Annotated in this window: 11 protein-coding genes; 1 reads left to right on the top strand and 10 read right to left on the bottom strand. The window is 44.3% G+C overall.

Features of this window, described 5'->3' with window-relative positions; all coding sequences use genetic code 11:
- Window positions 1–26 precede the first annotated feature (26 nt).
- Window positions 27–1,994 (bottom strand): cation:proton antiporter, encoded by a 1,968-nt coding sequence (locus AAC006_RS02840; RefSeq protein WP_013785171.1) that lies wholly within the window; start codon window positions 1,992–1,994, stop codon window positions 27–29.
- A 262-nt stretch (window positions 1,995–2,256) separates the two neighbouring features.
- Here AAC006_RS02840 and AAC006_RS02845 point away from each other — a divergent pair, with 262 nt between their 5' ends.
- Window positions 2,257–3,156 carry a GGDEF domain-containing protein gene (locus AAC006_RS02845; protein WP_013785172.1) on the top strand — a complete coding sequence of 300 codons (900 nt, stop codon included), beginning with the start codon at window positions 2,257–2,259 and terminating at the stop codon, window positions 3,154–3,156.
- Between the two features lie 331 nt (window positions 3,157–3,487).
- On the opposite strand, the gene tilS is transcribed toward AAC006_RS02845, so the two are convergent.
- The 9 genes from tilS to bamA form a co-directional block, all read right to left on the bottom strand.
- Complete coding sequence (gene tilS, locus AAC006_RS02850) at window positions 3,488–4,801, bottom strand: tRNA lysidine(34) synthetase TilS (protein WP_126872024.1); 1,314 nt, start codon at window positions 4,799–4,801, stop codon at window positions 3,488–3,490.
- A gap of 31 nt (window positions 4,802–4,832) precedes the next feature.
- Window positions 4,833–5,789, bottom strand: coding sequence for an acetyl-CoA carboxylase carboxyl transferase subunit alpha (gene accA / locus AAC006_RS02855; RefSeq protein ID WP_013785174.1), 957 nt, complete (start codon window positions 5,787–5,789; stop codon window positions 4,833–4,835).
- A 68-nt stretch (window positions 5,790–5,857) separates the two neighbouring features.
- The gene (dnaE, locus tag AAC006_RS02860) at window positions 5,858–9,322 is read right to left on the bottom strand and encodes a DNA polymerase III subunit alpha (RefSeq protein ID WP_126872025.1); all 3,465 of its coding nucleotides are present in this window, start codon (window positions 9,320–9,322) and stop codon (window positions 5,858–5,860) included.
- 2 nt (window positions 9,323–9,324) lie between these two features.
- A complete protein-coding gene (gene rnhB, locus AAC006_RS02865; protein WP_013785176.1) occupies window positions 9,325–9,900 on the bottom strand; it encodes a ribonuclease HII in 576 nt (191 codons plus the stop codon).
- Window positions 9,893–11,041, bottom strand: a complete 1,149-nt coding sequence (gene lpxB / locus AAC006_RS02870; RefSeq protein ID WP_013785177.1) for a lipid-A-disaccharide synthase — start codon at window positions 11,039–11,041, stop codon at window positions 9,893–9,895. The genes rnhB and lpxB overlap by 8 nt, the downstream gene beginning before the upstream one ends.
- Before the next feature lie 15 nt (window positions 11,042–11,056).
- Entirely contained in the window at window positions 11,057–11,827 is a 771-nt protein-coding gene (gene lpxA, locus AAC006_RS02875) for an acyl-ACP--UDP-N-acetylglucosamine O-acyltransferase (protein WP_126872026.1), read from the bottom strand.
- Window position 11,828: 1 nt separating this feature from the next.
- Complete coding sequence (gene fabZ, locus AAC006_RS02880; protein WP_013785179.1) at window positions 11,829–12,278, bottom strand: 3-hydroxyacyl-ACP dehydratase FabZ; 450 nt, start codon at window positions 12,276–12,278, stop codon at window positions 11,829–11,831.
- Window positions 12,279–12,452: 174 nt separating this feature from the next.
- The gene (locus tag AAC006_RS02885) at window positions 12,453–12,968 is read right to left on the bottom strand and encodes an OmpH family outer membrane protein (protein WP_013785180.1); all 516 of its coding nucleotides are present in this window, start codon (window positions 12,966–12,968) and stop codon (window positions 12,453–12,455) included.
- Between the two features lie 56 nt (window positions 12,969–13,024).
- Window positions 13,025–15,502, bottom strand: coding sequence for an outer membrane protein assembly factor BamA (gene bamA / locus AAC006_RS02890; RefSeq protein WP_126872027.1), 2,478 nt, complete (start codon window positions 15,500–15,502; stop codon window positions 13,025–13,027).
- Window positions 15,503–15,544 lie beyond the last annotated feature (42 nt).

The following is a 15,544-nucleotide window of genomic DNA, read 5'->3' on the forward strand; positions in this document are numbered from 1 at the left end:
AACGGTCTAAAGCATTCTGTTGTCGGCTAGCTGCCTTCCAGTAGTTTTCTCTCAGCGCGTTCTACGCGCCGAGGTTTGCCGGCAATAACCAGCACATCATGGGGTTGCAACACAGCTTCATGGTCGGGATCTTTTACCTCGGTGCCATTTCTTCTTAATCCCCGTACACGAACCCGCATTTTGGCAAAGTCGATATCTTTAATTTTGCTTCCCATGCATGCAGCATGTTCTGAAAGCACCACAGCGTGTATGAATTCGAGTTTATCCTCAGTGCCGTAGCTAATTTCAGTCGTTTCCCCTGGGTAGAATCCATGCAAGTGATCGTAGCGTCCTTTTCGTTCCGCGCGAACACGCTTTAAGATTCGAGACATGGGCACACCGGCGTAATGCAGTACTTGAGAAATAAGCATCAAACTACCTTCTTGCAACTCGGGTACGACTTGATTTGCCCCCGCAGAATATAAACCATCTAACTGATAGTCTCGCTTAGTTCGCACCATAACATCTGCGGTGTTATCTATTTGATGGGTGCCACTAATAACTTGTTTTGCTTTATCAGGTTGGTCAAAGGTGACTAAGATAAGCTTTGCTTTTTCAACATTGGCGCTACTAAGAATGTCTTTTTTACTGGCATCGCCAAACAGCACTGGCTCACCAGCGTTCCTACTTTCATGCACACGAACTGGGTCCATATCAATCGCTATAAATGCAATGCCTTCCATCTTCAGCATGCGAGCTACCGATTGCCCCACCCTGCCAAAGCCACAAATCACAACATGGTTGGTTAAATCGTTATCCACTATTAACGTATTGTGCGCATTGTCTTCACTCTTATTGGCCACAATACGCTTTGCAAATACCAAACTGTTGTTCATTAACCAAGGCGTTAGCGCCATGCTCAATACCCCCATGCTCACAATGAGAGAAGATTGCCCAGTGGTAAGCACACCATAAGTGGTCGCCAATGCAGCAATAACGAAACTAAACTCGCCAATTTGACATAACTTAATACCCGCCGACCATGCATCCAGAGGATTAGTTTTCACAAACGCAGCGGCCATTCTTACCATAAGAATTTTGATAATCATCAGCCCAACAACGCCAAGAACAATGGTAAAGAAGTTACTCCACAGCACATTTATATCGAGCTGCATGCCAACGGTAACGAAAAACAATCCCATTAAAATATCGCGAAAGGGGCGAATATCGGCTTCAAGTTGGTATTTGTATTGGCTCTCCCCTAGCATCATTCCCGCAAGGAAAGCCCCTAGCGCCATCGATAACCCAAAGTAATAGGTTAGGCCGCCAGCCAATAGCGCGATTAAAATTGTGGTAAGAACAAAGAGCTCATCGGTGCGGGTTTTGGCTATTTCTCTAAAGACCCAAGGCAACACCCACTTGCCTACCGACATTAAAAACGCGATGACAAATATACCTTTTAACAAGGCTTCACCTAAGGCAAACGCAATGCTCACCTCGCCGCTTTGAGCAAGCAAGGGAATAGCAATAAGGAATGGAACAACGGCAAGGTCTTGAAATAGCAGAATACTAACAGCCAGCTGGGTTCTTCTGTTATTGAGAATACCCATTTCAGTTGCTTGTTTGATGACTATAGCGGTAGAGCTTAGTGCCAGCGCTCCACCAATAATAATGGAAGCTTTGATAGGTAACCCGAATAAATAAGGAATGCTGGTAAATACAGCGGTGGTCAGCAGCATTTGACCACCCCCAACGCCAAATACTAATGAGCGCATGGCCACTAGCTTTGGTAGGGAAAATTCCAGCCCTAGTGAGAAGAGCAAAAAAACGATGCCGGTTTCAGCCAGCAAATGCATTTCTTGAGGGTGAGCGAAAAGCGCAAAGAGCTGTGGGCCCGCTAATATACCTGCAAATAAATACGCTAAAATTGGCGGTAAATGGATGCGCTTAAAAATAGCCACACTACAAACGGCAATAAACATTAACGCGATCACGTTCAAAAAACCGGCACTCACTTCACATCTCCCTACCGTTAATTTGAGGCTTTAATGTTCCGCGCTGGTTAAAACTTACGCACATCTAAATTAAAATACGACTGAACATCAAAGTATTACAGCAGCCCTAGCGACCCTACATTTTTAATAGCCTATATCGCAAAGCAATATTGCAGGAATTGGCATTAAGCTTGCTAATACCTACTAACAAATTAGCATAAGCGGCAAATTTTGACACTTTCCACTTATGTATATTTTTCCGTATTGCTAAAGGGGCATTTCCGTGGATTTCTCTACTACTATCTACGATAGCACACAACATGACAATTTTTATCCTCCTGCTAGCACGGGTCAGGCGTTATCTGCCAGTGAAATAACCTCCTTCATCAGCGAGATTTTGTCTACGTTGGAATTGGAAAAGCTTGGTGAAATTTACTTTCGCCAATTGAATGGTTTTTTCTCATTGACCGGTTTAAGCTTATCGGATTTAGACACCCGTTGGGTATACGGAAATGCCAAACTATCGTCAACACTTGTGGCGATACCATTGCCAGGTGTTACCTCTCAGGAAGGTAAACCCGCAACTGCGCATTATTATTTCGCAGTACCGCTTTCCCTTTCTGAACGTAATGCACTAGAGCAACTTCATGAACTATTTGCTAAACAAGTCGCTCAAGCACAATCTTTTTTACGCCTACACCAGATGACGACTAAAGACGTGCTAACTGGCTTGGGGAATCGCTCAGGCTTCGATCAGGCACTAATACGTCAGTTAGGATGGGCTCAGCGTCACGAGGAAGGCTTTTCATTGCTTGTCATAGACTTAGATAATTTCAAATCGGTTAATGACAGCCACGGTCACCGAGAAGGTGATAACGTTTTAGTCCATGTAGCGTCTCAGTTACAACAAGTACTAAGAGATGAAGATGAAGCATTTCGATTTGGTGGCGACGAGTTCTGCTGCCTTTTAGATTGCCAAACACAATTTCAGTTAGAATGTGCCGCATCGCGTATTCAGCTTAGTATCAACCAATCAAGTTACTTAAGACGCATGAATGTATCGTGCAGTTTAGGTGGCGCTATTTACCGTGAGGGTGACGATACCGGTAAGCTTTTTGACCGCGCCGATGCTGCGTTATACAAAGTGAAGCAATCTGGTAAAAATAACTACTTAGCCGCTTAAGCCACGGGGGTCGTATACCCCGTTAATGACGCTTATTGCGCGTTCGATGAAAACGATAGTAGCAGTCATAGCGAGGGCGATGTTCATAGCGGGGCGATGTTAGTGTTAGCACCCTGCAAAAAACTACGGCAAGTACCTCATCGGAATATTGGTAGCTAATTGAGTGTTTATTGCGGCAGAGGCTGCATGCGTTTTAACATATATTAGCTATAACAAATATATCTAAGCAAATAAGCGTGTTTTGGCACGGTGGTTATTTAATAAATTCACATCTTTGCCCACTGGCAAATATTTGCCGACTCTGCCACCTTATTACTCACGAATATAGACTTTAGTCTATATTCACTAGTTCAACGGTTATTGTCGATGGCATGGTGTTCAAAGTAACAACTTTCTGATTTACGACCAACGCAACCACCTCATCATCTAAAAAGAGTAGAGGCACTTCGGCTCTCTCCCACGTAGGGACTTTCCATTGCTTAAACCAATCTTTAAGTAACTTCGATACCTGTGCACTTTTGGGTTTTACGCGAAGCCCCTTCACGCCAGTTTTAATCATTACTGCGCCCAATGCGTTATGGACCACCCTTAATGTTAGTGGTTCTCTCAACCAATACAGTTCGGTGTCGACACTATCTGTTATGTCCATGGCTTGCGGTACTTGAGTGTTGCGCTTTGATAGCCAGTATAGGTCATTATTGAACCTGGCGAGCTTGCCCCAAGAAAACGACACTTCTGGCGCAGCATCTTGTTTCGCCATTAGCATATTTTCTATTTGCATTAGTTGCGCTTGAGAGGGAAGCAACGCTGATTGTTTTGAAAACCATTGGCGCAATACGGCTCGTTGCCAGTTTTTAGATAAGGTAAGCAGCTCTGCGCCTTTTAACTGAGTATCTGTCACTAAGCACTGACTAAGATATATTTCAGCCTGCTCTGTTACTAAGGCCGTTTGCTCTGCACATAGCTGGGCACTTCTTAGTGCAGTATTGGATAATTGAGGCCATCGCTCAGATAACGCAGGGATAATCTGATTGCGGAGGAAATTACGATCGTAGCGATCATCGGCATTTGACTCATCATTGACCCACTGCAAATCAAGGCGATTCGCGGCATCAACAATATCGCTTTTCTGAAGTGCTAACATGGGACGAAGGGTAAGTACCCCATTTCGCCATTGTTGCGCTCCCATGCCTGACAACCCTTGTGGCCCCGCACCGCGCTTTAACTGCAACAGTACAGTTTCTAGTTGATCTTCAGCGTGTTGTCCTAATAAGAGTACCCCATTGTGGGTATGGCAAAACTCATGAAGCACTTTATAGCGTGCATCTCTGGCTTCAGCTTCAAGACTCTTACGAGCGCCATTATCAACGGCAACGTGGTAATGCGTAAGCGGAATCGATAATTTGTCGCATTCAGATTGGCAGTGGCGTAACCACGTATCGGCATTATTGCTCAACCCATGATGTATATGAACGGCATGCACTGGTGTAGAAGTTTGCTTGCGAAAGACATGCAAGGCGTGAAGTAATAAAGAGGAGTCCACCCCTCCGCTGTAAGCAACAACGAGAAGAGGTGGCGCTCTAAATGAAGTATCAGCAAGTGCTGCGGTGATAGACTCGCAGATGTGATTTACAATCTCACTCACTTGCTAGGCTCATTCTACTCGCTTCGTTTAACTAGCAGTAGCCGAAAGACATAAGGCGTTGATAACGCTCTTCCATCAAGTCGGCGGTATCTAAGCTCTTAAGTTGACTTAATTGCTGTTTAAGCACGGCTTTTAAGTTCGCAGCCATACTAGTATGGTCTCGGTGAGCGCCGCCTAACGGCTCTTCAACAATACTATTAATTAAGCCAAGCTCTTTAATCTGGCCTGCACTTACGCCCATTGCTTCTGCGGCTAATGGTGCTTTTTCTGCACTTTTCCACAAAATTGACGCACAACCTTCCGGCGAAATAACCGAGTACGTGGAATACTGAAGCATATTCACACGATCACCCACACCTATCGCTAAAGCACCACCAGAACCACCTTCACCAATAACGGTACAAATGATGGGCACCGTAAGTTCTGCCATTTCAAACAGATTTTTCGCGATAGCCTCACTTTGACCGCGCTCTTCAGCGCCCACACCTGGGTAAGCCCCGGGGGTATCGATGAAAGTAATAATTGGTAAATTGAAACGCTCTGCCATTTTCATCAAACGGAGTGCTTTACGATAACCTTCAGGTTTAGGCATACCAAAGTTACGCTTAATTTTTTCATTGGTGTCACGCCCTTTTTGATGCCCAATTACCATTACAGGTTGCCCATCTAACATAGCTGGGCCACCAAGAATGGCTTTGTCATCAGCGAAAGCTCTATCACCTGCCAACTCGTCAAAGTCGGTAAAAATACGCGGAATGTAATCTAGCGTATAAGGGCGCATAGGGTGGCGAGCAAGTTGTGATACTTGCCACGCACCTAAGTCAGAAAAAATCTTTTTTGTTAGCTCTGCGCTTTTACCACGCAGCTTGTTAATATCTTCTTCAATACCAACATCGAATTCACCGCCTTGATTTACTAACCTAAGCTCTTCAATTTTTGCTTCTAATTCGGCTATCGGCTGTTCAAAGTCCAAAAACTGTATACTCATTGTATGTCCTATTCGTACTGCGCTTGTCAATGCCAACGCGAGATAGTCAATCTATCGAACTCTACCCATTAATGGTAGAGGATTGAAACGGCTTTTTCTCCCAAACATTGTTTGAGATCGTGCAAAAGTTGATCCTCTGGTGTAACAAACCACCGTGCACCGCACGTAATCAGTGCTTCTGCATCAGGATGCGTTACTAATAAATGCACCGGGCAACTTCCGCCTTTAAAGGCCTGCAAGATAGATTGCATTTGATTAATCTTTTTCGGTTCAAGCAACTGGGTTTCAACATTTAACGCTAATGCTCTCGCGTTTTTCTCCCGTGCCTGAACAATGTCCATTACATCACGGGCGGTGATTGTATTGCCCCCAGAGAAATCATCAAAGCTGACCTGTCCCTTTATAAGCAATATTTTGTCAGTTTCTAGCATAGATTCATACTGTTCGAAGGTATCAGGGAAAAAACGAGCGTCTATTCGCGCGCTTTTATCATCAAGTGTAACAATAGCCCAGCGTCTTCCCCGCTTATTGGTCATTACCCTAACCCCAAGCACTAGGCCAACGGCATTAGCCATTTGCTCCTTGCCTGTGGGTTTTAAGTCAACCAACCTTCCATCGGTGTAATGTCTAATTTCTTCTACGTATTGATTAATAGGGTGCCCTGTAAGGTATAAACCTAAGGTATCTTTTTCACCTTCCAACCATACTTTTTCTGGCCACAACGGCACATCGGCAAAAGCTTGCTCTACTTCATCAGGCTCAGTAGTGAGCAACCCGAACATATCCGACTGCCCAAACGATTCTGCTTTAGCATGTTGCCCCGCGGCCGCAATAGCATCAGGCAAAGAGGCCATGAGCGCAGCTCGGTGAGGGCCTAAATTGTCTAGCGCGCCAGCAAGTACTAGTTTTTCTAGCACCCGTTTATTAACACGCTTAATATCAATCTTTGCGCAAAAATCGAATAGATCTTTAAACGCACCTTGGTTCTCTCTGGCTTCTATAATGGCTTCAATCGGGCCTTCACCTACCCCTTTGATGGCACCAATGCCGTAAACTATTCTACCTTTCTCATCCACGGTGAACTTATGCTTACCCGCATTTAAGTCAGGGGGTAATAATTCAAGACCCATTCGACTGCATTCATCAACCAAGGTAACGATTTTATCGGTGTTATCCATATCGGCCGACATTACCGCCGCCATGAATTCTGCAGGATAATGGGCTTTTAACCATAAGGTTTGATAAGACACCAAAGCATACGCAGCAGAGTGAGATTTGTTGAAACCATAACCTGCGAATTTTTCTACCAAGTCGAAAATTTTCATCGCCAAGTCTGGATCGATGTTGTTGTTCTTCGACCCTTCTGCGAACGCGCCACGTTGCTTTGCCATTTCCTCAGGCTTTTTCTTACCCATAGCTCGACGTAATAAATCGGCGCCACCTAGGGAATAGCCCGCCATTTCCTGCGCTATTTGCATAACTTGTTCTTGATACAAGATAATGCCGTAGGTAGGCTCCAGAATTTCTTGCAAACATTCGTGTTGGTATTCAGCATCGGGATAAGAAATAGCTTCACGGCCATGCTTACGGTCGATAAAGTTATCTACCATGCCCGACTGCAAAGGACCCGGTCTAAATAGGGCTACCAATGCGATAATATCTTCAAAACTATCTGGCTTAAGACGTTTTATTAGCTCTTTCATACCTCGGGATTCCAACTGGAACACCGCGGTAGTTTCCGCATTTAGCAGGGTACGAAAGCTTTTTGCATCCGCCAAAGGAATAGAGGTAATATCAATGTCAATACCCTTCCCTTCCTTCACCATATCAATGGCCCACTGGATAATGGTTAGCGTACGTAATCCAAGGAAGTCGAACTTGACTAGCCCTGCGGTTTCAACATCGTTTTTATCGAACTGAGTAACAGGGTTATTACCTTCATCGTCGCAGTATAGCGGCGCAAAATCGGTAATAGTGGTTGGCGCAATAACTACACCACCAGCGTGTTTACCTGCATTTCGCGTTACGCCTTCTAAAATGCGCGCCATATCGATGAGATCTTTAACCTCCTCGTCTTGGTCGTACACTTCGGGCAAACGAGGCTCGGCAGCAAACGCTTTTTCAAGGGTCATACCAGGGTCTGGTGGAATAAGCTTTGAAATACGGTCCACAAAACCGTAAGGGTGACCTAGTACTCGGCCCACATCGCGCACCACGGCTTTTGCCGCCATGGTACCAAAGGTAATAATCTGCGATACCGCCTGACGACCATAAAGCTCGGCAACGTGGTCGATAACTTCATCTCGTCTATCCATACAGAAATCAACATCGAAATCCGGCATTGATACCCGTTCTGGGTTAAGGAATCGTTCGAATAGCAAGTCGAATTCAAGCGGGTCGAGGTCGGTAATATCTAATGCGTAAGCCACTAGAGAGCCCGCACCAGAACCACGACCTGGGCCTACTGGAATATTGTTGTCCTTACTCCACTGAATGAACTCCATTACGATAAGGAAGTAGCCAGGGAAACCCATTTGGTTGATTACTTCTAACTCGATACGGAGCCTGTCGTCGTACTCGGGGCGTTTTTCTGCCCGTACTTGTTCATCAGGAAACAGAAACGCTAACCTGCGCTCAAGCCCTTCTTCCGACACTTTGACTAAGAAATCTTCAGTGGTCATGCCACCAGTAGGAAACTGGGGCAAAAAGTATTCGTCTAATCGTACTGTAACGTTGCATCGCTTAGCGATTTCAACCGTATTTTCTATGGCCTCAGGAATATCACTGAACAGCTCCACCATTTCTTCGCTGGTACGAAGATATTGCTGGTCGCTGTAACGTTTAGGTCGGCGAGTATCATCTAAGGTGTAGCCATCATGAATACATACTCGTATTTCATGCGCGTCAAAACCTTCTTTATTAATGAAGCACACTTCATTGGTTGCCACTACAGGCAAGCCTTCTCGCTCGGCACATTCTACCGCGCGATGTAAGTAATCTTCTTCACCAGGGCGACCAGTACGAATTAGCTCAAGATAAAAACGGTCTGGGAAATGGGTTTTATAGAAGGCCAATGATTCTGCCAACAAGCTGGTGTTATTTTTAGTCAGTGCAACACCAACATCCCCCAGTTGAGCACCAGAGAGTATGATTACGCCTTCTGCATGTTCAATAAGCCAGTCTTGATCGATTACCGCTCTATGCGCAACGTGACCTCGCAAGTAGGCCTTAGAAATAAGAACCGTAATGTTCTTATAGCCCTCGTTATTCATCGCAAGCAAGGTAAGACGGAACGGCTCATCGCCGAAGGCTTCATTGGTCACCCAGAAATCGGTACCAATAATAGGTTTAATGCCAAGCCCATGTGCGCCAGAATAAAACTTTACCAAACCACACATATTCATTTGGTCGGTAATCGCCACAGCAGGCATGTTGTACTCGGATACTTTGCCAAGTATGGGCTTAACCTTATTAAGCCCATCCATCATGGAGTAATCGCTGTGTACGCGTAAATGAATAAAAGGCGAGGACATAATTATTGAATCTCTTGTAGTAGTGCCTTAACTGGTTTAAAGCTTTTGCGATAACCATCAATCACGCCGTGGGTGGCGAGTGCTTCAAAATGCGCTTTTGTAGGATAACCTTTATGGCCAGCAAAACCATATTCTGGATGTAATTCATCCAATGCCAGCATATCGTTGTCACGTTCTACTTTGGCAATGATGGAAGCGGCAGAAATTTCAGCGTATAGACTATCGCCCTTAACCACAGCTTCTGCAGCATAAGGCCAATCAGGTAATCGATTACCATCAACCCGAACAAAGTCTGGCGTTACCGCTAAACCTTCCACAGCACGCTTCATGGCTAACATGGTAGCATGGAGAATATTGAGGGTGTCGATTTCTTCTGGTGTGGCGCGCCCTATATGCCAATAAAGCGCTTTCGCTTTTATTTCAGCGGCTAACGCAATACGTTTTTTTTCGCTGAGCTTTTTAGAGTCGGTTAACCCTACTATGGGGTTGGCAGGGTCGAGTATAACGGCGGCGGTTACCACATCCCCAACAAGTGGGCCTCTTCCAACTTCATCTACGCCGGCTATTAACTTATGCAAACAATTCCTCCACTACAGCTTGTGCTGCTGTTTTATCAGCATTGCATTTTAGCGTATGGTGGAGGTCGGTGAAACGGGAAATTAAGTCAGTGTTGTCACTGTCGAAATAAGTTAGGGCTTGCTGGCTTAATGTGTCTGGGTTGACGTCGTCTTGAAGCAGTTCTGGTACTAACGCTTCATTAGCCAATAAATTAGGTAAGGCGAAAAAAGGCGCTTTATACAAACGCTGCATAATTTTATAGGTTATTGGCGACAATTTATACGCCACTACCATGGGGCGTTTACACAGCATAGCTTCTAATGTAGCCGTGCCAGATGCGAGCAATATGACATCACTGGCAATCATGGCATCGCGAGACGTCCCCTCAGTAACGTGAATAGGCAGCCTTTCAGTTACGTTTTTAGCCTCTTTCAACATGCTATTAATTTGTTCTAGACGATGCATATTGGCAGCGGGGATCACAAATTCAATATCCGGTCTCTGCGCGGCAATTTTTTCCATCGTCTTAATAAAAATAGGCAGAAGCGTATCAACTTCACCACGGCGAGAACCTGGTAGTACCGCCAAAACCGCTTTATCGATAGGTAGATTGAGCATTTTGCGAGACGCTTGTTGGTCAGGTGTTAACGCTATGCTATCTGCCATAGTGTGACCAACAAAGGTATAAGGTACATCGTACTTATCATAAACTTGCTGCTCGAAAGGAAACAAACCCAGCACTCGCCCTGCCGCCTTGGCAATTTTATGTACCCGCTTTTCACGCCACGCCCAAATAGTTGGGCTAACGTAATGAATGGTTTTAATACCCTTCGCTTTAAGTTCTTTTTCTACCCGAAGGTTAAAATCAGGAGCATCTATGCCAACAAAAATATCAGGCGGGTTATTAGAGAAATGGGCGAGCAGCGCTTTTTTGACTTTTAAAATAGCGGGTAAATGGGACAGTACTTCCACTAAGCCCATTACAGATAAGGTTTCCATATCAAATAAGCTATGAAAACCTTGAGCCTGCATATTAGGCCCGCCTATCCCCTCAATAATTGCATCAGGGTATAAGCGTTTTAATTCGCCAACCATACCAGCGGCGAGTACATCGCCTGATGGCTCGCCTGCCACCATGGCGATACGCAAAGGTTTACTCATGATAGCGGGCTCATGTTATCTAATGATACCGCGCTCTGCGTTCTTTAAAAACGCAGTCATAAGTGCAACACCGCTAGAACCTGCTTCTTGCGAAGAAAGAACCTCTACCGCTTCGGCCACCGTGTTACCTTCACGGTAAATAACTTTATAGGCACGTTTAATCGCCATTATTTCATCTTTATCGAAACCGCGACGACGTAAACCTTCAGAGTTGATGCCCTGAGGAATATTTTTTGTACCGCTGACCATCACAAAAGGAGGTGTATCGCGAAGAATAATACCGCCAGCGCCTAAGAACGCATGTGCACCCACTTTACAAAATTGGTGAATACCAACCGCACCGCCCACAATAACGAAATCATCAATATGAACATGCCCGGCAACGGCAACGTTATTGGCTAAAATAATATCATTACCTAACACACAATCATGGGCAATGTGTGAATTAACCATAAACAAGCATCGTGAACCAATAATAGTTTCGCTGTTATCTTGAATGGTGCCACGATGCACAGTCACGCCTTCACGGAACTCGTTGTCATCACCAATAATTAAATTTGTGGGTTCACCAGCATATTTTTTGTCTTGGCAATCTTCACCAATAGATGAAAATTGATAGAAAGTATTATTCTTGCCAATGCGGGTGGTGCCGCGAACGACCACATGGGACTTCAATACACAGCCATCGCCAATCGTCACATCATCATCAATCACGCAAAATGGACCAATAGTGACGTTTTCGCCAATAGATGCTTTATCTGAAATTACCGCAGTAGGATGGATCACGTTAGGTCATCTCTCTCATTGCACACATAAACTCTGCAACACATACATTTTCGCCATCAACAGTTGCAACGCCTTTAAACTTCCAGATGCCCCGTCTTTCTTTTACCAAGGCAACATCAAACTCTAGTTTGTCTCCAGGTACAACAGGACGCTTAAATCGAGCGTTGTCAATTCCTGCATATAAATACAATTTATCATTTTGGCCCATGGTCTTAAAACCAAGAACGCCCGCGGCTTGTGCCATGGCTTCTAGAATCAGCACGCCTGGAAATATAGGGCGGCCTGGGAAGTGCCCGGTAAAGCAAGGCTCGTTAAAAGTGATATTTTTATACGCTTTAATTGATTCACCCAGAACGTAGTCTGTTACTCGATCAACCAACAGGAACGGGTATCTGTGAGGAAGTAACGACAGAATTTCCTGGATTTCTATGGTATTGAGTGAAGTGGTCAAAAACTATCTCCTATAGTGCAAGCATGACCTAAAAACTGTTTCATGGTCACAAACTCGCCGTAAATTACTAAAACGGCGGCAACCATACGCTGTTAGGCGCAAAAAACAAATCAGACCAACCCCTTTCGGGCGTTGGTCTGATGAAATTAGCGACAAACTGTAAGCATTACTGCCTTAGTTTACTTTGCTAACCTGTTCTAATACTTGCTCTGACATGTCGTATTGTTCTTTTACGAAAGGCGTTGCCGTTGCGTTAAGTACAATGTCATAACCTTGTTTAGCGGCAACTGAATCAATTGCTTGCTTGATAAGGCTGAATAATTTGTTTTGTTCTTCGTTGCTACGACGCTGAATGTTTTGCTTAAGCGGTTGTGCTTTTTCTGCTAACTCTTCACGTACAGCCAACATTTTTTGCTCAAGCTCTTTCTTTTCTTGAGCGCTCATTGTTGCTGCGTCGCGTTGAAGACGTTCTGCGAAGAACTGACCATCACGTTGAAGTTGATTAACTTCTTCGATGCGGTCTTTAAACTCCACCTGAATGGCGTTTTGGATTTCAGCAGCCTGAGGCATAGCTTGAAAAATGCCCTGAACATCAACAACAGCAATTTTTTGCTCTGCCATTACTGAAGTACTAACTAGTGCGCTACCAAGCATTGCACCTGCAACAATATGTTTAACCAACTGTTTCAAAAGGAACTCCTTTTATCCATCTTTTTATCTGGGTGCCAATGGCCCCGTTTAATATTTTAGAATGTCTGACCGATATTAAAGGTGAAGAATTTAGCATCATCACCCTCACGTTCTTGAATAGCTCTTGAGAAGCTAAATACCATCGGTCCCATTGGTGAAATCCATTGTACCGAAATACCAGCAGAACTACGATACAGTGACCAATCAGAATAGTCTACCAATGAACCATACTGAGTACTAGATTGACTAAAGTCTTTATATTGGTCGTAATCGAACTCAGTATCCCACACGTTGCCCACATCCACAAATAGACTGGTTCGTACCGAGTTATCCATATCTGCTTCCACAAAAGGTGTGGGAACAATTAACTCAAGACCACCTAGTGCCATGGCGTTACCACCAAGGCTGCGGCTTGATAATGTAATTACATCATCAATAGGGTCGGTTGGGTACACTTCGCCATCAGGGCCTGTTAAAGAGCCACTTGGCGAGCGAATGATACCACGCGGACCTACGGTGTTGTTTTCAAATCCACGAAGTGAATCCGAACCACCTGCGGTGAAGTTTTCGGTAAATGGCAATATTTGCTCGTTACCGTCTACATCGCCATAGCCGTTACCGTAACCCATTCTAATTCTTGCAAGTACTGACCAACGCTGATTTCTAGACAGTGGGAAATACCACTTCCCATCAAACAAGGTTTTGAAGTAGTTTACATCTGAATTAGGTGTAGTGATACTAAATGAGGCACGCTGTGACGAGCCAGCCGTAGGGAATAAACCACGGTTTAATGTACTACGACTCCAACTTACGCTGGCAAGATAGCTATGGTATTTAATGGGCGCATCAGGATCATCTCCGTCAAGGAACTGATTATAAAACTGTTCCGTTTGCTCATAATAACCACGGTTATAAAGCTCTACGTTGCTGTACGTTAGCCCGAAGTTGATTCGGTTAAATTCATTTATCGGATAACCGACATTTGCACCTACAGACCACTGCTTAGAGTTGTACTGGATAACGTTAAAGTCTGAGCCATCAAATTCACTATACCCTAATGAACCCCCTAAGCTTATGCCATCAATAGTAAAATACGGGTCGTTATACGTGATTTGTGCTGAACGTTGATAAGAAACCGTACTTAAGTTCAAGCCTACACGCTTACCTGTACCCAAGAAGTTATCTTGCTGTATACCCGCTTGAAGGCTTAACTTGGTTTGGTCACCGTAACCGATACCTGCGTTAAATGAGCCAGAAGGTTGCTCTTTAACGTTGAAGTTAACGTCTACTTGATCGTCTTGGCCTGGAATTCGAATGGTTTCAAACTCAACCTCTTCCATATACGTCAAACGAGATAATTGGTTCTTGGATGACTCAAGTAAGTTATTTGATAACCATGTACCTTCCATTTGGCTTACGTTCTGACGTAACACGTTATCAGCAGTAACCACGTTACCGTTGAATTTAATACGTTTAACGTAGATACGTTTACCAGGGTCAACAGACAGTGTCAGCTTAACCGTTTTATCTTCATCGTTGATGTTTGGTACTGTGGTCACTGTTGGATAAGCGTAACCAAATCGACCAAGGTACTTACTAATAAACTCTTCTGTATAAGTCACTTCAGCTTGGTTATAAAGCTCACCTGGCGTAAGTGGCAATACACGCTGAATATATTCTTCATGTCCAAGCACATCACCCACTAGTTCCACTTCTGAAATAGTGTATTGCTCGCCTTCACTTACGTTCATTGCAACGTAAATGCCCGACTTTTCAGGAGTCATAGATACTTGTGTAGAATCAACATTAAAGCGGAGGTAACCACGATCTAAATAGTGGTTACGTAGTGATTCCATATCACCTTGCAACGTTTGTTGCTGATAGCGAGTTTCTGACAAGAAATCCCACCATGGTGTATCGAACTGTAGCTCGAACTGATCCATCAACTCTGCATCAGTAAAAATCTCGTTACCAACGATGTTGATTTGTTGAATTTTAGCCGCATCACCTTCTTCAAAAAGTAATTTCAAATCGACACGATTTCGAGGAAGCGGTGTAATAATCGCTGTTACGTCAGCGTTATATTTACCAATGCTGTAAAAGAAATCTTTCAAGCCATTTTCAATTGACGTTAGAACGGTTTTATCTAAAGGCTCGCCTAAGCGTACGCCATTGCCATCTAAGCTTTCTTGGAGCTGCTCATCTTTAATATCATCGTTGCCCTCAAAAATAATGTTACTTATTGTGGGCCGTTCGGCTACGCGTACTACCAATGTGTTGCCGTCACGCAGAATTTCGACGTTCTCGAAATGCGTTGATGAGTACAGAGAACGGATAAGCTGAGTTACCCGGAAGGTATTTAGCTCATCACCAACCTGAACTGGCAAATAGGTTAAGGCTGCACCTAGTGCTACCCGTTGTAGACCTTCTACTCGAATATCTTCTACAACGAATTCACTATTCTGCGCCGCAGCATTGGCAAAGCTAGCACTGGAAAAAATGGCTCCGGCTGCTACTAACTGTTTTAACTTCATCTATTTTTCTTTTCCTGGCCGCGTTTTATGTTAGCTGTTTTA

The organism is uncultured Alteromonas sp., assembly GCF_963976965.1.
GTDB lineage: Bacteria > Pseudomonadota > Gammaproteobacteria > Enterobacterales > Alteromonadaceae > Alteromonas > Alteromonas naphthalenivorans.